At 58.5% G+C, this 17,393-nt stretch carries 18 protein-coding genes and 1 pseudogene; 12 read left to right on the forward strand and 7 right to left on the reverse strand.

The window, feature by feature from the left end:
• Window positions 1–137: 137 nt before the first annotated feature.
• The 3 genes from def (at window position 138) to MKD49_RS15605 (ending at window position 1,940) form a co-directional block, all read left to right on the forward strand.
• Window positions 138–656 carry a peptide deformylase gene (def, locus tag MKD49_RS15595; RefSeq protein WP_039790192.1) on the forward strand — a complete coding sequence of 173 codons (519 nt, stop codon included), beginning with the start codon at window positions 138–140 and terminating at the stop codon, window positions 654–656.
• Between the two features lie 113 nt (window positions 657–769).
• Complete coding sequence (locus MKD49_RS15600; protein WP_121041267.1) at window positions 770–1,351, forward strand: Imm42 family immunity protein; 582 nt, start codon at window positions 770–772, stop codon at window positions 1,349–1,351.
• Between the two features lie 91 nt (window positions 1,352–1,442).
• Window positions 1,443–1,940 (forward strand): contact-dependent growth inhibition system immunity protein, encoded by a 498-nt coding sequence (locus tag MKD49_RS15605; RefSeq protein WP_252696741.1) that lies wholly within the window; start codon window positions 1,443–1,445, stop codon window positions 1,938–1,940.
• A gap of 5 nt (window positions 1,941–1,945) precedes the next feature.
• Here MKD49_RS15605 and MKD49_RS15610 read toward each other — a convergent pair whose 3' ends face one another.
• The gene (locus MKD49_RS15610; protein ID WP_252696742.1) at window positions 1,946–3,010 is read right to left on the reverse strand and encodes an MBL fold metallo-hydrolase; all 1,065 of its coding nucleotides are present in this window, start codon (window positions 3,008–3,010) and stop codon (window positions 1,946–1,948) included.
• Between the two features lie 130 nt (window positions 3,011–3,140).
• Between MKD49_RS15610 and MKD49_RS15615 the strand changes: the two genes are divergently transcribed.
• From MKD49_RS15615 to MKD49_RS15655, 9 genes are all read left to right on the forward strand, one after another.
• Complete coding sequence (locus MKD49_RS15615) at window positions 3,141–3,554, forward strand: MerR family DNA-binding transcriptional regulator (protein ID WP_008333608.1); 414 nt, start codon at window positions 3,141–3,143, stop codon at window positions 3,552–3,554.
• Between the two features lie 112 nt (window positions 3,555–3,666).
• Complete coding sequence (locus MKD49_RS15620; RefSeq protein ID WP_039790199.1) at window positions 3,667–4,851, forward strand: isovaleryl-CoA dehydrogenase; 1,185 nt, start codon at window positions 3,667–3,669, stop codon at window positions 4,849–4,851.
• Window positions 4,852–4,887: 36 nt separating this feature from the next.
• Complete coding sequence (locus MKD49_RS15625) at window positions 4,888–5,490, forward strand: 2-hydroxychromene-2-carboxylate isomerase (RefSeq protein WP_252696743.1); 603 nt, start codon at window positions 4,888–4,890, stop codon at window positions 5,488–5,490.
• A complete protein-coding gene (locus MKD49_RS15630) occupies window positions 5,490–5,906 on the forward strand; it encodes a YchJ family protein (RefSeq protein ID WP_252696744.1) in 417 nt (138 codons plus the stop codon). The genes MKD49_RS15625 and MKD49_RS15630 overlap by 1 nt, the downstream gene beginning before the upstream one ends.
• A gap of 80 nt (window positions 5,907–5,986) precedes the next feature.
• Window positions 5,987–7,621, forward strand: a complete 1,635-nt coding sequence (locus tag MKD49_RS15635) for a carboxyl transferase domain-containing protein (RefSeq protein WP_252696745.1) — start codon at window positions 5,987–5,989, stop codon at window positions 7,619–7,621.
• A gap of 22 nt (window positions 7,622–7,643) precedes the next feature.
• Window positions 7,644–9,659, forward strand: coding sequence for an acetyl/propionyl/methylcrotonyl-CoA carboxylase subunit alpha (locus MKD49_RS15640; RefSeq protein ID WP_252696746.1), 2,016 nt, complete (start codon window positions 7,644–7,646; stop codon window positions 9,657–9,659).
• Between the two features lie 10 nt (window positions 9,660–9,669).
• Window positions 9,670–10,599 carry an MBL fold metallo-hydrolase gene (locus tag MKD49_RS15645; RefSeq protein ID WP_252696747.1) on the forward strand — a complete coding sequence of 310 codons (930 nt, stop codon included), beginning with the start codon at window positions 9,670–9,672 and terminating at the stop codon, window positions 10,597–10,599.
• A gap of 98 nt (window positions 10,600–10,697) precedes the next feature.
• Window positions 10,698–11,207, forward strand: coding sequence for a YbaK/EbsC family protein (locus MKD49_RS15650; protein ID WP_134134214.1), 510 nt, complete (start codon window positions 10,698–10,700; stop codon window positions 11,205–11,207).
• Between the two features lie 52 nt (window positions 11,208–11,259).
• Window positions 11,260–12,168 (forward strand): hydroxymethylglutaryl-CoA lyase, encoded by a 909-nt coding sequence (locus MKD49_RS15655; protein ID WP_252696765.1) that lies wholly within the window; start codon window positions 11,260–11,262, stop codon window positions 12,166–12,168.
• A gap of 46 nt (window positions 12,169–12,214) precedes the next feature.
• Here MKD49_RS15655 and MKD49_RS15660 read toward each other — a convergent pair whose 3' ends face one another.
• From MKD49_RS15660 to MKD49_RS15685, 6 genes and pseudogenes are all read right to left on the reverse strand, one after another.
• Complete coding sequence (locus MKD49_RS15660) at window positions 12,215–12,586, reverse strand: hypothetical protein (RefSeq protein WP_134134215.1); 372 nt, start codon at window positions 12,584–12,586, stop codon at window positions 12,215–12,217.
• Window positions 12,587–12,614: 28 nt separating this feature from the next.
• Window positions 12,615–13,334 (reverse strand): hypothetical protein, encoded by a 720-nt coding sequence (locus MKD49_RS15665; RefSeq protein WP_252696748.1) that lies wholly within the window; start codon window positions 13,332–13,334, stop codon window positions 12,615–12,617.
• Between the two features lie 279 nt (window positions 13,335–13,613).
• The gene (locus MKD49_RS15670; RefSeq protein WP_252696749.1) at window positions 13,614–14,063 is read right to left on the reverse strand and encodes a hypothetical protein; all 450 of its coding nucleotides are present in this window, start codon (window positions 14,061–14,063) and stop codon (window positions 13,614–13,616) included.
• A 7-nt stretch (window positions 14,064–14,070) separates the two neighbouring features.
• Entirely contained in the window at window positions 14,071–14,412 is a 342-nt protein-coding gene (locus MKD49_RS15675; protein ID WP_252696750.1) for a hypothetical protein, read from the reverse strand.
• A complete protein-coding gene (locus MKD49_RS26595; protein ID WP_252696751.1) occupies window positions 14,394–15,194 on the reverse strand; it encodes a colicin E5-related ribonuclease in 801 nt (266 codons plus the stop codon). The genes MKD49_RS15675 and MKD49_RS26595 overlap by 19 nt, the downstream gene beginning before the upstream one ends.
• Window positions 15,195–15,641: 447 nt before the next feature.
• Window positions 15,642–17,393: pseudogene (locus tag MKD49_RS15685) on the reverse strand (hypothetical protein); the annotation flags it as partial.

The raw sequence follows: 17,393 nt of genomic DNA on the forward strand, positions 1-17,393 counted from the left end.
GTGCTTGAAGCGTCGCGCTTCGGCCGCATTTACATGACAAATCCCGAAATGAATTTCCCGCACGCTCGCAAAATGACGAGATCCGGCCCGAACCAGGTCCCCCGAGACCGAACCCCAAGCTTACCGAGAACACACGTATGGCCCTGCTGAACATCCTCCGTTATCCCGATCCGCGCCTGCACAAGGTTGCCGTCCCCGTGACCGTCTTCGACGAGCGCATCAAGAAGCTGGTGGCCGACATGGCCGAGACCATGTATGCCGCCCCCGGCGTGGGCCTGGCGGCCAGCCAGGTGGATGTGCATGAGCAGGTGGTGGTCATTGACGTCTCCGATGAAGGCAAGAACCTGCAGGTCTTCATCAACCCCGAGATCCTCTGGGCCAGCGAAGAGAAGCGCGTCTATGACGAAGGCTGCCTGTCGGTGCCCGGCATCTACGACGGCGTGGAACGTCCGGCCCGCGTGAAGGTGCGCGCTTTTGATGCCGACGGCAAGGCCTTCGAGGTCGATGCCGATGAGCTCTTGGCCGTGTGCATCCAGCATGAGATGGATCACCTGAAGGGCAAGGTCTTCGTCGAATACCTGTCGCCCCTGAAGCGCAACCGCATCAAGACCAAGCTGCAGAAGGAAGAGCGCGAGATGAAGAAGAAGGCGGGCTAGGACTTGCTAGCACGCCTAATGCAATGCATCGGCGCAGACGCCGGCCGGGTGAGTGCCCGGTCGGCGTTTTTTTTGCCGGTTGACCAATGAACGAATAAAACCAGGAGTTGGCCATGCTGGCCGGAAGACCACACCATTTCGCATTCTGGTATGACGTAGCAGAGAGCACCGGCAGCTTTTGCTACGGCCCCTTCAATATTTTCCTCAACGGGAAGTTATTGCTGAGCGCCAGCGAAAGCAACTTCACGCTCAATGTCATCGCCTCCGACCTGAGGCGCTGCTACGACAGCCTCGGCAAGCTCGATGAGCTGCCGCCGGACTTTGATCCCTGCGCAGTCTTTGAGCGTGCACTGCACACCAACGGCTATCATTCCTACTCAGATCCCGTGTTTCCATCTCACTGGTTTTCCGAGACCGATGAGAGAATCTCGGCGCTCCTCGATCTGTTTATCGAAATAGAAGATAGTCGCCGGACGATCCCTCCCTACGGAGTAGAGCTATCCATGTATTCGGAAATCAGTGACACAGGCTGGCGATTTTTCCTGTTTTCCCAGGGAGGCAATGACATGCTGCTTTGCTCGAACGATTTGGGGACAACGGTGCTTTGCCATGCGTTTCCCGAGGGCGAGGTGAAAAGGGCGGTCGAGCAATTCCTGACCGTAGAGCATCTTCCTTACGATGTGTCTGCCGAGTGAATTTCACAGGGATGCAACGGCATTGCGAAACGTCGTACTGATTGCTTCAGACAAGTAATCCCCCGGTCCCACTCCAGATCAAGGTGCAATATTGAAAAACACATCAAGAGCGACCGTCTATTTCAATGGCGACTTGTATCAGTTCATCACGATGTCGCAAGGGATGCTCGATTTTGCCGACCCCGACGTCTCACCTCAGATATTGATGCCAACGGCCACCGCTGCCGAGCTCGGCAGCGCGCTGCGACTGGCCTTGTCCAGGAGCAGACACGTCTCGGCGCCTGAATTTCAGGAAATCCTCAAATCAGGCATCGTGCAAAAAAATGCCAAAGAACGGCAAGCATTGCTCATGCAGCAATATGGCTACAAGAATCGCAAGGCCATGATGAGAAAGATGGCGTGCTGCTGGATTACGGCAAACAGTGGCAACATCGAGATCAAACCCACGCACCACAAGAATATCGATGGCTATTCAGGCATCAGCAACGATGGCCCCGAGATCCTTTATGTCGATACCAACAGTATCGATGCAGAACTGGGCGCAGCGTTGATGGAAGGCTTCTCCCGCTGCACCAGTGCTGTGCCTTGAAAAGCTCACACCGCCACAAACCGATACACCCCATCCTCCCCCAGCAAGCGCTTGACCGCACCGTCATACCAGAGCTTGTGCAAGTGCGCCACCGCCTCCCCCAGTGCAAAGGACAGCTGATGCGTATCCAGCGGCCGCTTGAACATCACCGGCAGGATATCCACGCCCGTCTGCGGTGTGGCACAGGCCGCCAGCACTTCGGCCAGACGCTCGCGGTGATGGTCGTTCAACTGCTGGATACGGGTATGCAAGCCACGGAAGGGCTTGCCATGCGAAGGCAGCACCAGCACATCGCCCGGCAGGTGCGCGTATTTCGCCAGCGAATCCAGATACTGCTGCACCGGATTGCTCTCCGGCTCGATCGCAAACACCGATACATTGGTGGAGATGCGCGGCAAGACCATGTCCCCCGAAATGAGCACATTCAGCGCCGCGCAATACAGGGAAACGTGCTCCGGCGAATGACCGAATCCGGTAATGATTTCCCAGTCGCGTCCGCCGATGCGCACCGCGTGGCCATCCTGCATGCGGTGATACGCGTGCGGCACCGCCGGCACCAGGTCCTGGTAATACGTATTGCGCCCCTGCAGCGTCGCCACCGTCTCGGGATCCGCCAGGCCATGCCGCTGGAAATGCGGCGTGGCCGCCGTGCCCTCGGCCCCCGGCAAGGCCGCCGACATCACGCGCGCAAAAGCGTAATCACCGGTACTCATCCACAGCGGTGCCTGCCAGCGCCGGCACAGCCAGTCGGCCAGGCCTACGTGATCGGGATGGCAATGCGTGACCAGCACGCGCAGGATGGGCAAGCCATCGAGTTCTTCAGTGAAGATGCGCTCCCAGGCCGCGCGCGTATCGTCGGTGGCGATGCCGCAATCGACCACGGTCCAGCCGCGCTGGCGGCCTTGCGGGGTGTCGAGCTCGTCTTGCAGCAACCACAGGTTGATGTGATTCAGCGCAAAGGGCAGCCCCATGCGCAGCCAGCGCACGCCCGGTGCCACCTCCATGGTGTGGCCGGTGTCGGGCAGGGTGTCGCCGAAGGCGTAGTCGAGCTGGGATTCAAGAGCGTTCATCAGTAAGCCTGGCGATCATCAAGAGGGAGGTCAAAGGCGTCGCACCAGCCCTGCATTTTTTGCTGGACGACAGGGCACAATATACTTTACGTTAACGTAAAGTGCCAGACCAACCCAATCCATCCCGTCCATGCCTACCTACACCATCACCGAACTGGCGGAAGAATTCGCGATCACGCCGCGCGCGATCCGGTTCTACGAAGACCACGGCATCCTCAATCCCAAGCGCGAGGGGGTGGGCGGTCGGCATCGCGTCTATCCGGCGCGCGAACGCACGCGCCTGAAGCTCACGCTGCGCGGCAAGCGCCTGGGCTTTACGCTGGCCGAGATCAAGGACCTCATCGACATGTACGAGTCGCCCAAGGATACGCAGCCGCAGCTGCAGCGCTTCCTGGGCCTGTTGCAACAGCATCGCGAAAAACTGGAGCAGCAGCGCGAAGACCTCGAACTGACCCTCTCCGAAATCGCCGCCCACGAAGAGGAATGCCGGCAACTGCTGGCCGATGCCAAACCGAAGAGCAAACGCAAGGCGGTGGCGGCCTGACGCAAACGGCATTTGCCGCCGTACAGACCGCCGTCATTGACGTTAACGTCAAGCAACAGCAAACGTTCTACACCACAACAAGAAACACCAAACACCCAACGAGGAGACACCCATGATCCACCTGCCCGGCCTCAATTTCGACCATGGCGAAGACATCGCCGCCCTGCGTGAAGCGGTTGCCGCCTTCGCCCAAACGGAGATCGCCCCGCGCGCGGCCGAGATCGACCGCAGCGATCAGTTCCCCATGGACCTGTGGAAGAAGCTGGGCGACCTGGGTGTGCTGGGCATCACCGTCGGCGAGGAATACGGCGGGGCCGGACTGGGCTACCTGGCGCACATCATCGCGATGGAAGAAATCTCGCGCGCCTCGGCTTCGGTGGGCCTGTCCTACGGTGCGCACTCCAACCTGTGCGTGAACCAGATCAAGCGCAACGGCAATGAAGAGCAGAAGCGCAAATACCTGCCCAAGCTGATCTCGGGCGACTTCATCGGCGCGCTGGCCATGTCCGAACCCAATGCCGGTTCGGATGTGGTGAGCATGAAACTGCGCGCCGACAAGAAGGGCGACCGCTATGTGCTCAACGGCAGCAAGATGTGGATCACCAATGGCCCCGATGCCGACGTGCTGGTGGTCTATGCCAAGACCGATCTCGACGCCGGTGCGCGCGGCATGACCGCCTTCCTGGTAGAGAAAGGATATAAAGGATTTTCCGTCGCGCAGAAACTGGACAAGCTCGGCATGCGCGGTTCCCACACCGGTGAACTGGTGTTCCAGGATTGCGAAGTCCCCGAAGAAAACGTATTGGGCGGCGTCGGCCGTGGCGTCAATGTGCTGATGTCGGGCCTGGACTTCGAGCGCAGCGTGCTCTCCGGCGGCCCGCTGGGCATCATGCAGGCCTGCATGGATGTGGTGGTGCCTTACGTGCATGATCGCAAACAGTTCGGCCAGGCCATCGGCGAATTCCAGCTCATGCAGGGCAAGCTGGCCGACATGTATTCCACCATGATGGCCTGCAAGGCCTACGTCTATGCGGTCGGCCAGGCCTGTGACCGCGCCGACAGCGCCGACAAGGTGCGCGCCCTGCGCAAGGATGCCGCCGGTGCCATCCTCTACTCGGCCGAGAAGGCCACCTGGATGGCGGGTGAAGCAATCCAGTCGCTGGGCGGCAATGGCTACATCAACGAATATCCCGTGGGCCGCCTGTGGCGCGATGCCAAGCTCTACGAGATCGGTGCCGGCACCAGCGAGATCCGTCGCATGCTGATCGGCCGCGAACTGTTTGCCGATACGCTGTAAGCGCCCTCTTTTCAAACTTAAAACACAACGGACATCATGAGCACCCCCATCGATTTCTACTTCGACTTCAGCTCGCCCTACGGCTACTTCGCTGCGGTCGAGATCGACAAGCTGGCCGCGAAATACGGCCGCACCGTCAACTGGCATCCCATCCTGCTGGGCCCCATCTTCAAGGCATTGGGGACCAATTCGCTGGCCAACATTCCGGTCAAGGGCGACTACTCGCGTCACGACATGGAGCGCACCGCGCGCTTCCACAATATCTTTTACAAAGCCCCGAGCCAGTTCCCCATCGGCACGCAAGTCGCCGCACGCGCCACGCTGTGGGTGCAGCAGACCCAGCCGGCCAAGGCAGTGGACCTGATCAAGACCTTGTACAGCGCCTACTTCACCGAAGACATCGACATCAGCGTGCCCGAAAACGTGCTGCGCATCGCCGCCGACACCGACATCGACCGCGCCACGCTGGAAGCGGCGCTGGGCACGCCCGAACTGAAGGAGCAACTGCGCGCAGCCACCGAAGCGGCCGGCAAGGCCGGCGTGTTCGGCTCGCCCTTCATGATCGTCGATGGCGAACAATTCTGGGGCTTCGACCGCTTCACCCAGCTGGAAGCCTTCCTCAAGAACGGAAAGATCTGATGAGCACCAAGAAAGACAAGTCCGGCCCCTGCCCCTGCGGCCAGCCCAGCTTCGAGAAATGCTGTGGCCGCTTCATCACCGGCGGCCAGGTGCCGGCCACGGCCGAGCTGCTGATGCGCTCGCGCTATACCGCCTTCGCCCTGCGCGACGAAGCCTACCTGCGCGCGACCTGGTTCCCGGACACCTTGCCGGAAGAAGAACTGACCAGCGAAACCGACGTCAAGTGGATCGGCCTGGACATCAAGAAACACCAGCACGCCAGCGGCAGCGATGAAGCGACCGTCAAATTCGTGGCGCGCTTCAAGGTGGGCGGCAAGGCGCACCGCCTGCACGAGATCAGCAACTTCGTGCGCCAGCCTGACGACAGCGGCCAGGCCCGCTGGTATTACGTGGATGGGCGCTTCCCGGAGGACTGACGTTTTCTGCACCATGCCCCGCTGCGCCAGCACCGGTGCGGCCGACAGCACAACAAGAAACTGAACAGAGAGACCAAACCATGCCGCAGATTGAAAGCAAGCTCAACCCGCGCAGCGAGGAATTCCAGCACAACCGCGATGCCATGCAGCGCATCGTCGACGACCTGCGCCAGAAGGTGGCCGCCATTGCCGAAGGCGGCGGCCAGGCCGCGCGTGACAAGCACGTGGCACGCGGCAAGCTGCTGCCGCGCGACCGGGTGCAGATGCTGCTGGACCCCGGCACGCCCTTCCTGGAATTCTCGCAGCTGGCCGCCTACGGCATGTACCGCGAGAAAGACCGCGAAGGCAACCTGAAAGATGCCGCCCCCTCGGCCGGCATCATCACCGGCATCGGCCGCGTGGCCGAGCAGGAGTGCGTGATCGTCTGCAACGATGCCACCGTCAAGGGCGGCACCTACTATCCGATGACGGCCAAGAAGCACCTGCGCGCGCAGGAGATCGCCGAATTCAATCACCTGCCCTGCATCTATCTGGTCGACAGCGGCGGCGCCAACCTGCCCAACCAGGATGAGGTCTTCCCCGACCGCGACCACTTCGGCCGCATCTTCTACAACCAGGCCAACCTGTCGGCCAAGGGCATTCCGCAGATTGCCGTGGTGATGGGCTCCTGCACCGCAGGCGGCGCGTATGTGCCGGCCATGAGCGATGAATCCATCATCGTCAAGGAGCAGGCCACCATCTTCCTGGCCGGGCCACCGCTGGTCAAAGCGGCCACCGGTGAAGTGGTGACGGCTGAAGAACTGGGCGGCGGCGATGTCCATACGCGCCTCTCGGGCGTGGCCGATCACCTGGCCCAGGACGATACCCATGCGCTGGCCATCGCGCGCAACATCGTCAGTCACCTCAACCGCCGCAAGCCGCAGCAGCTGGCGCTACGCGAGAGTGTCGAACCCAAGTATCCGGCGCAGGAACTGTATGGCGTGATCCCGACCGATACGCGCAAGCCCTTCGATGTGCGCGAGGTCATCGCCCGCATCGTCGACGGCAGCGAGTTCGATGAATTCAAGGCGCGCTACGGCACCACGCTGGTGTGCGGTTTCGCGCACCTGCACGGCATGCCGGTGGGCATCATCGCCAACAACGGCATCCTGTTTTCGGAGGCGGCCGAGAAGGGCACGCACTTCATCGAACTGTGCTGCCAGCGCAAGATCCCGCTGATCTTCCTGCAGAACATCACCGGCTTCATGGTCGGCAAGAAGGCCGAGAACGAGGGCATTGCACGCCATGGTGCAAAAATGGTCACGGCCGTCTCCACCGCCAAAGTGCCCAAGCTCACCGTCATCATCGGCGGCAGTTTCGGTGCGGGCAACTATGGCATGTGCGGCCGCGCCTTTTCGCCGCGCTTCCTGTGGATGTGGCCCAATGCGCGCATCTCGGTGATGGGTGGCGAGCAGGCCGCCAGCGTCCTGGCCACCGTCAAGCGCGACGGCATCGAAACGCGCGGCGGCAGCTGGAGTGCAGAAGAGGAAGCCGCCTTCAAGGAGCCCATCCGCGCCCAATATGAAACCCAGGGCCATCCGTATTACGCCTCGGCGCGCCTGTGGGACGACGGCGTGATCGATCCTGCCGATACCCGCCAGGTATTGGCGCTGGGACTGTCGGCCGCCCTGAACGCCCCCATCGAAGAGACCCGATTCGGCGTCTTCCGCATCTGAAGCGCGCCACCGAGGAGACACCATGTTCACCAAGATCCTGATCGCCAATCGCGGCGAAATCGCCTGCCGCGTGGCCGCCACGGCCCGCCGCCTGGGTATCGCCACCGTGGCCGTCTATTCCGACGCCGATGCGCAGGCCAAGCACGTGGCCGCCTGCGACGAGAGCGTGCACCTGGGCCCGGCGCCGGCCAAGGAAAGCTATCTCTGCGCCGACAAGATCATCGCCGCCGCACTCGCCACGGGTGCGCAGGCGATTCACCCCGGCTACGGTTTCCTGTCGGAGAACGCCGGATTCGCCCAGGCCTGTGCCGATGCCGGCCTGGTCTTCATCGGCCCGCCAGCCTCGGCCATCGATGCCATGGGCTCCAAATCCGCTGCCAAGGCCTTGATGGAAAAGGCCGCCGTGCCGCTGGTACCGGGCTATCACGGCGAGCGCCAGGAGAGCGATTTTTTACGCGTGGAAGCAGACCGCATCGGCTACCCGGTGCTGCTCAAGGCCAGCGCCGGTGGCGGTGGCAAGGGCATGCGCGTGGTCGAACGCAGTGAAGATTTTGAAGCGGCACTGGCCTCCTGCAAGCGCGAGGCGATCTCCAGCTTTGGCGATGACCGCGTGCTGGTGGAGAAATACCTGACCCGTCCGCGCCATATCGAAATCCAGGTGTTTGCCGATGGCCATGGCAATTGCGTCTATCTCTTCGAGCGCGACTGCTCGGTGCAGCGCCGCCACCAGAAGGTGCTGGAAGAAGCCCCTGCCCCCGGCATGAGCTGCGGCCGCCGTGCCGCCATGGGTGAGGCGGCCGTCGCGGCTGCCCGTGCGGTTGGCTACGTCGGTGCCGGCACGGTGGAATTCATCGCCAACCAGGATGGCAGTTTCTACTTCATGGAGATGAATACGCGCCTGCAGGTCGAGCACCCCGTCACGGAAATGATTACCGGACTGGACCTGGTGGAGTGGCAATTGCGCGTGGCCTCGGGCGAACCGCTGCCGCTGAAGCAGGAGCAGTTGCACATCCAGGGCCATGCCATCGAGGCGCGCATCTATGCGGAGAATCCCGAGAAAGGCTTCCTCCCCTCCATCGGCACGCTCACCCGCATGCGCAGCGCTCCTGCGGTGGAATTCACGCTGGCCGCACCCGGTGCCACGCAACCGGCGCCCGTGCGCATCGACGCCGGCGTGCGCGAGGGCGACGCCATCTCGCCCTTCTATGATCCGATGATCGCCAAACTCATCGTCTGGGGTGCGGACCGTGATGCCGCGCTGCGCAACATGGCGCGTGCGCTGGCGCAATACCAGGTGGTCGGACTGGCGACCAACATCGGTTTCCTGCAGCGGCTGATTGCAGGCCAGGCATTTGCGACGGCCGATCTCGATACCGGCCTGATCGAACGCCATCGCGATTCACTCTTCCCTTCCCCGGTTGCGCCCACGGCCGACACGCTGGCGCTGGCCACCGCTGCCCTGCTGCAACAGGAGCAGCGCCATCAGGACAGCCGCGATCCCTGGGCCCAGACCAGCGGCTGGCGTCTCAATACCCGCCTGCAGCGCAGCCTGAATTTCGAAGATGACTCAGGCAATAGTGAAGTCCGGATCGACTACACGGGCGACGGTCGGCAATGGCAATTGCAGATCGGCGGCAACACGCACACGCTGGCCCTGCATACAGTCAACACCGACAGCGTGCGCATTGCCCTGGACGGCCGTACCCTGCAAGCCGACGTGGTGTGGGAAGGCGAAGAGCTGTACCTCTTCGATGGCCGCAGCCAGCACTGCCTGCGCCTACTCGACCCGATGGCCCACGCCGGCCACGCCGAGGCCGAGGGCGGACGCTTGACTGCGCCCATGCCCGGCAAGATCGTCGCGCTGCTGGTGGACCAGGGCGCGAGCGTCACGCAGGGTACGCCGTTGCTCATCATGGAAGCCATGAAGATGGAACACACCATCGCCGCGCCCTCGGCCGGCACCGTGGAAGCGCTGCGCTATGCGGTCGGCGACCAGGTGGCCGAAGGGGCGCAGCTGCTGGACTTCAAGGCCGCGTGAGCAGCGCACCGTGAACACTTCCGCACTGCGCCTGCCACCCTCGCTGCACGTGCTGGAGCGGGGCTGGCTGTCGTCCAACAACGTGCTGCTGTTCGGCCGCGATGAAGTCGCCATGATCGACAGCGGCTACGTTGCCCATGCCGAACAGACGCAGACGCTGGTGCGCCACGTCCTGCACCAGCGTGGACGTGAGCGGCTCGATGTGCTGCTCAATACCCATCTGCATTCGGACCACTGCGGCGGTAATGCCGCCCTGCACGCCGCCTATGGCTGCCGCATCGCCATCCCGGCTGCCGAGGATGACAAGGTGCGCCACTGGGACGAATACGCCCTGAGCTACCGCGCCACCGGCCAGCGCTGCCCGCGCTTTGTGCATGAGCAGCTGATCCGCAGCGGCGACGTGCTGCGCCTGGGTGATCTCGACTGGACCGCTCTGGCCGCGCCGGGACATGACCCGCATGCGCTGCTGCTGTATTGCGCGCAGGAGGGTGTGCTGATCTCGGCGGATGCCTTGTGGCGCAATGGATTCGGGATCATCTTCCCGGAGCTGGACGGCGAATCCGGTTTCGAAGAGGCGCGCGCCACGCTGGAGCTGATCCGCAGCCTCGATGTGCGCACCGTGATTCCCGGCCATGGCGCGCCTTTCACCGAGGTGGATGATGCGCTGGAAAAGGCCTTCTCGCGGCTCGATTATCTGCAGGCCAATCCGCTGCGCAATGCGCACAATGGCATCAAGGTCCTGGTGAAATTCCTGCTGCTCGAACGCGGCCGTATTGCACTGGCGGAATTGCCGACGATGATGCGGGAGATCCCCTTGTTGCGCATCACCAATGCGCGCTTCCTGCAGATGGACGATGCGGCCCTGGCCGACTGGTGCGTAGCGCAACTGAAGAAGGCGGGCGCGGCGGCCAGCGATGGCATGTTCCTGCTGGATCGCTGAATGCGGGCTTGCGCGGCAGAGGGGGCGGGGGTGCTGTTATCATTTCCGGCTTGTCCTGCTGCCGGCCTTGCGCCTCCTTGTCAAACGCCATGAACGCCATGAACGAACCTGCTGCCGCCCTGCCCTCTTCCGCCCAACGTGTTGCCGACCTGCTGGCGGCGATGGGCCATGACAAACCGGTCACGATGCTGCCCTCGACCGGCCGCACCTCTGCCGAAGCCGCTGCGGCCGTGGGCTGCAGCGTGGCCGAGATTGCCAAGTCCATCATCTTCCGCCGAGTCTCTGACGGTGCGCCGGTGCTGGTCATTGCCAGCGGTGCCAACCGGGTGGACGAAGCCAAGGTCACCGCCCTGACCGGTCCGCTCGGCAAGGCCGATGCCAAGTTCGTGCGCGACACGACCGGTTATGCCATCGGCGGCGTCTGCCCCATCGGCCACGTGGTCAAGCCGGTGATGCTGATCGACCGTGACCTGTTCAACTTTGACAGTGTCTGGGCGGCGGCCGGCCATCCGCATGCCGTTTTCAACCTCACGGCCGCGCAGCTGGAGAAGATGACCGGCGGCACGGTGGCCGATGTGCGGCTCGATGCTGCGCCAGCGGCCAGCTGAGCTGTTCTACAGCCATCCACGCAATACAACAACCCCAACGGAGACCCGCATGATGAGCCTGCCCAAGAAAGTGAAGATCGTTGAAGTCGGACCGCGCGACGGTTTGCAGAACGAGAAGGAAACCATTTCCGCCGAGGTCAAGATCGAGCTGGTGAACCGGCTTTCGGCGGCGGGGTTTCAGAATGTGGAGGCGGCTTCTTTCGTCTCGCCCAAGTGGGTGCCGCAGATGGCCACTTCCAGCGAGGTGATGCATGGCATCACGCGCAAGCCGGGCGTGGTGTATTCGGCGCTGGTGCCCAACATGAAGGGCTTCGAGGCGGCGCTGGAGGCGGAGGTGGATGAGGTGGTGATTTTCGGTGCGGCCTCGGAGGCGTTCTCGCAGAAGAACATCAATTGCTCCATTGCCGAATCCATCGAACGTTTTGCCGAAGTGGCCAAGGCCGCCAAGGACCACCGCAAGCGCCTGCGTGCGGCGGTGAGTTGCGCGTTCGGATGTCCGTACCAGGGTGAGGTGCCGCTGGACGCGGTGGCCGACGTGGTGCGGCGTTTCCGCGAGCTGGGCTGTGACGAGATCGACATCGCCGACACCATCGGCGTGGCCACGCCGGGCAAGGTGCGGCCGGTGATGGAGACGGCGATCCGTGAATTCCATATCGAAGGTTTGTCGGGTCACTTCCACGATACCTATGGGCAGGCGCTGGCCAATATCTATGCCAGTCTGCAGACGGGCATCAGCATCTATCACGCGTCGGTGGCGGGGCTGGGGGGATGTCCGTATGCCAAGGGCGCGACCGGCAATGTGGCGACCGAGGATGTGCTGTACATGATGAACGGGCTCGGGATCGAGACCGGGATTGATCTGGATGCGGTGGCCGAGGCAGGACAGTTCATCTCGCAGCAGCTGGGGCGCAAGTCGGTGAGCAGGGTGGGGAATGCGTTGGCGGCTAAGCGGGTGGGGTGAGACGGGGCGCTGGTCTTGCTGCGCCTCGTTGTTCCAGCACAAGCATTCAAAAATCCGGGAAGTGCATCGCGTGGATCTCTAATTCACTTTCCAATGGGATAGCAGCGTGCCCGTTCTTGATATCGTATAAAAATTGGGTGGGCGGACTGATGCGCAAGCGGCGCACGTAATGGGCCATCGTGTCTTGCCACGCCCATTTTCCGTTCGTCCTCAGAGACAGGGTACCTGCCACCTCGTCTGAATTCACGCAGGACATGACCATTCCCGGGGAAGCAATCCAGACGGGGCAGCCATCAAGATAGTCCGCTACCTTCATCGCATCGGACGGCGAGAGAATGTCGTGTGGCACTTCCCGCAGCGATGGAAATTCCTCTCCGCAGTGCTCTTTCCAAAGTCCGAAACATTGGGACTTTTCCATGTGTCGCTTTCGAGTTTATGTTGGGGCGTTAGTGGCTCGTCACCAGATGTTCTGGAAATCTGTAGTCATCAGGGATCTCTGGCCAAGCAAATCTTTTATCGAAAATGCTGACCTTATCAGCATCAGCCTTGATATCTCCGAATAACTCCGAGGTTGATCTGGCATGAGTACCAACATCCTTGAGGGCCACGAAAGCGGCCAAAGGGTCACTGTTATGAGTAGCAATACGGTGGACCTCCAAGCAGAGGAAGAGCTGGTCAAGATATCGCTCCAGACGATCACCCTGGGAGGAGTTGTAGTCAATACGCCATTCGAAAGGATCATTTTCATCCTTCGCTTTAGCCATTTCTTCTCGCGTGTCGCCTATGCTTTCAGCCAATTCGATGAACGTCTTGCTGATTGCGTCGATTCGATCCTTTCCCATCACTACAATTTCTCCTGTCGCGCCTTTCGATAACAGCAGTCCGTCGCGACCAGCAGTGTCATCAGGACCATTCACGCGCTTCATTGTGTCAGCTCCGGCCGCCAACAAATACTGAGGTATCTGATATCCCTCCGGGATAGAGGGCCAGAAAAATCTTTTATCTCCGTACAGAACCTTATCGACATCGTTCATGATCTCTTCGAAAACATCCTGCAATGTAAGCGCATGGAGCCCAGCTCGCATCAGCGCGCAATAGGCAGTCAAGTCATCACCGGAGAGCCTTGCTCTATTAGAAAACTCAAATAAAGAAGTCAGCGCTTGCAAGTTCTTACAGAACTCCAAGCTTAAGGATGCGTCGTGATTAATTGACCAGTGGCATCATCTGACCAATAGTCCGAAGAAAAATCGCGATCAATATATTCATCGTACAGTCTGTACATTTTCAAAATCCTTTAGGGTCCGTACAACCTTTTCCCGCATGGATAGACAGCTGTTACGTTATTCCCAACTTCTATTACCTCAACTAGAGCCGCAGGATCAACCGGCGCACCCCGCTGACTTTCAATCTGGTTTTTGTAGATCATGAAATGCCAAGTCCATCATTCAGATGAGCTTGAGAATCTTGAGATCATGGAGAAACGTTTCTGCTTCATCGGCAGGAATGTTATCAAGAAGACTTTCCAGATCGTGCTCGACAAGCTTATCAACAATTATCTGCCGAGTACGATGGTGCCATTCTGAATGCCATCCCCCGGCCAGAACCAAAAGAATGACTCGCCACATTAGGTCTTCGATAGGGCGCTGGAAGCCGTCTTCAAAATCGTAATCAATGTATCCGATCACTTCCAGATGGGACATGCCCATGGTGATTCCGCGATCTCTACAAAAATCAAAGTAACTGTTTAACGCCCATTCCTTGAGTGTCTGATAGGTCACCCGCTCTTCGCTTTGATATGCCGCCATTTCATGGCCCTTTTTTTGCGGGTTGATCTCCGCCCAGCAGCACCATTTCCTTGCAGCTGAAGCTATCCGTCTGATCGATGTTGCTGCCATTGTTACTTCACTTGATCAAAACCAACTCAAACTCGATTTCGGCATCATAAAAGTTAGATACAAAATCTCTGGCAATTGATACCGATTTTTCCTTGAAATTTATTTGATCGAGATTCATCAATTCAGAAAAATCCACGATGGCATCCATATTGGGAACTCTAGAATTTCCTAATAAATTGAAACCTTCCATTCCAAGAATGCCGAAACCATTCTGTTCACAATAATTTATTAACGTAATGCAGTCATTTTTATTAAACAACGGCACGTTTCCAATCCATCTCGTAGGTAATCCAATTTCATCCAGCGAAATGTCGTAATAATTATTTACTCTTACCATGGCGATTTCCATGAAGGATCATTTCTATCTGAGACTTGAACAATGTGACCGGTCCTATCATTCCTTACAACATATGAACCGTCTTTTGCAATATAACCGGTAGCAGGGTCATTGAGTCTAGTGCCGGTTACCGGATCAAATCGAGTATCTTTGGTTCTTACCATTTTTGAGGGGTTGCTGATGGTTGAATTTATCTCAACCTCCGTCCAGCCACGGCCAACCATCTGCTTAGCAATTTTGGGTTCTATCAGGATTGGAACGCTATTAGCTACAGAGTTCGTAGAAAAAGGAGATCCTGCATTCGATTTCTGTTCAATTTCATTAGCTCTAAGCGTAGATACATCAATACCTTTCCTTGCTCTACCAATAGCCGCCGATGCTCCTACTCCTCCCATAGAAGTGATTGCATCTGCAAAAGCCCGGTCACGTTCCTGCGAAGTCCATTGACTCATCGGAACTGCCGCCCTGAATTGTCGATTCGCCTCCTGCAGAGCAGAGTGCATCAGCTGGATTTGTTGACCATTTGAAAAATACTCGGCTCTTTCCTCTTCATTAAGTTTGCCCTGATACAGCCTTCGCTCAAGATCTATTTGTCGCGCGAGTGCCACCTGAATATCTTTTTCGACTTCACCCTTATTCTCACGACAGCTCTCTGCATCAGAAAGATTTCTTAAATCATGCGAGAACGTACCTGCAATGATCTGTTCTTGGTTTTGACTTTGGCCAGATGATCGGTTGCACGGCGCAAATCTTAACAGCGGATAATTCCCGACAATCCCGCGATTGAAAGGCACAATGCAAATCGAAAAGACAGCAAAAAATCCCCGACACAGCGAGGATTTTGTCCACTCAAAGCGAGAAAGTCACATCACGATTCTCTGATACTGCTACAAGGAGGAATTCGCGAAACTTCGTTATCTCTGATAGCAATAACTTTCTCGACACTCTCGCCTTAATGGGCTCGTGCTCCGATGTCCACCGATATATGAATTCAACGTTATCTATGTCCAGACTCTGCAAAGCTCTCGCTTTTTCATCGAGAGATTCAATTACTGCCTTCACTATCCCAAGGTCAGCCTCGTCCTCTTCGAACTGATCAAACATAGTGCCATGTTTGGCGTTGAAGTCTGACCAGAATCTCAGCGAGAACAACCACTCCGATAACGGTCCTGACAAGCGCAATGCGATTGCCCCTTCATCCATCGACACCATTGATTCCTGCATTCGCATAGCATTTCCCCTTAATTGACGGGATCAGTATTACTGAAGTGAGTTAGGCCATTTCGCACGCCAGACGGGACACCTGTTTGCGTTGTTCTATTCGGACCAATAAGTGGTACGTTATTCGGAATAATTTTGCCACTCTGATCAAGATACTGGCCGGCAGCATTTTGAATGCGATAGTAATTTCCTGCGTTATCGTACACCACAGACTTGCCGGTAGTTGGATTTGTATAGATCGTTTTTCCTGAGGCGGTGTACGTCACTTGCGGATTAGGTCCTGCGATTTTTTGAACCGTTTCACTCAACGATCCACTTGACCAGTTTCCGCTATTCGCTGTCGCTCTCGCTGCCCCTTGAGGATTGTAAACAGGGGAGGCGGATGCACCATTTACGGACCTCGACTCTACCGAATTTGCCGCAGCAGAATTTGCGGCGCTTGTGGAGTTGCTCCCGGATTTTATAAGTCCTGTCTCTTCTGCAGTCTCGCTACCAGGATCAGCCGTTTGCACGCTTGCAGAAAAGACTTTACTATTTGTCCCGCTCATTTTTCTGGTGGGCGGAGATGCGCCCGCGCCAACCTTATAAGGCTGCACCGCTACTGCACTTGATTCAGACGAATTGCTACTCGTACCAAATAACGGAGAAATCCCCGCTCTTGGCAAGATGAACGACGACCCAATCTGTGCCAACTGCCCCACCGCAATCGTCAGGTCATCCCGGGTATCCGCACCGGCACCCCCTACGACAGAACCCAGATAGGTGCCAGTGGCGAAAGAACTATTGGCTATCGAATCAACAACCGAGAGGAAGCGCGACAACTGCATACCAACTGGCGTCAGGCTCTCATAAGGCGTTATGTTCGGATATATTCCCGCCTTCGCTCTCGCTTCATCAAAGACAAGTTCGTTGGTACTCCTATTTCGGTACCAGTAGTCCCGCCATTTGAAGTTCTTGCTCGCATAGTCACCACGGTCAGAACTGGAACCCGCGTAAGGGAAGCCATATGTCGGACTGCTGCCATTCTGAACAAGCTGCTGCTTAGCTTCTTCGCCATTCTGCTTGGCATACCAAGCTAAATAGATCTCCAGATTCTGCTGATCGTGCTTGGTCAAAGGTTGCCCAGAACGATACTTGTTGAGCAGGCCATCACTGATCTGATCACCGATCTCCAGCAAAGCGAGCTGTTGTGCCTCATCCTTCGTCAGCGTCATCTTGCTCTGCGCCTTCTGACGCAAAGCATTCAATCTCGCTCTGTCGGCGTGACCGAGGAAATTATTGACAACCTCGTTATAAGCCGCAGCCCCGCCCGGCGTCCCGCCGACTGCCGCGCCCACCAAGGTACTCGACAACCCCGTCAACACCTTCGCCAGTTCAGCCTCCACACCAGCCTTATTCAGGGCTGCAGCCACATTAGGTGCGGCTAACGTACCCGCTCCCGCACCAGCTGCACCGGCGAGACCACCAGTAAGTCCACCTACAACGGTGTGCGCCAAAGCTCGCATGCTTCCACCTGGCCCCCACTTGGTTTCCAACGCACTGGCCTGATCATTGAGCTGTGTTGCCACAGCGGGATCAGTTGCGGCATTGGCCTGTTTGCGCAAGTCTTCTGCCTTCTTCTGCTGTTGCTCAGCGTAGTCCCCAATCAGCTTGGAAGCCTGCTGCCCAAACGCCTGCGTAATCTTTGCCTGCGCTTCCACATCCTCACGCAGTTGATTGCCGTCCCAGTTCTTCGTCAGGCTATTGCTGCTGTCCTTGCCGGTACGCACTGA

Origin of the sequence: Herbaspirillum sp. WGmk3, from assembly GCF_023952535.1 — a bacterium.
Taxonomy (GTDB): domain Bacteria; phylum Pseudomonadota; class Gammaproteobacteria; order Burkholderiales; family Burkholderiaceae_D; genus Herbaspirillum; species Herbaspirillum huttiense.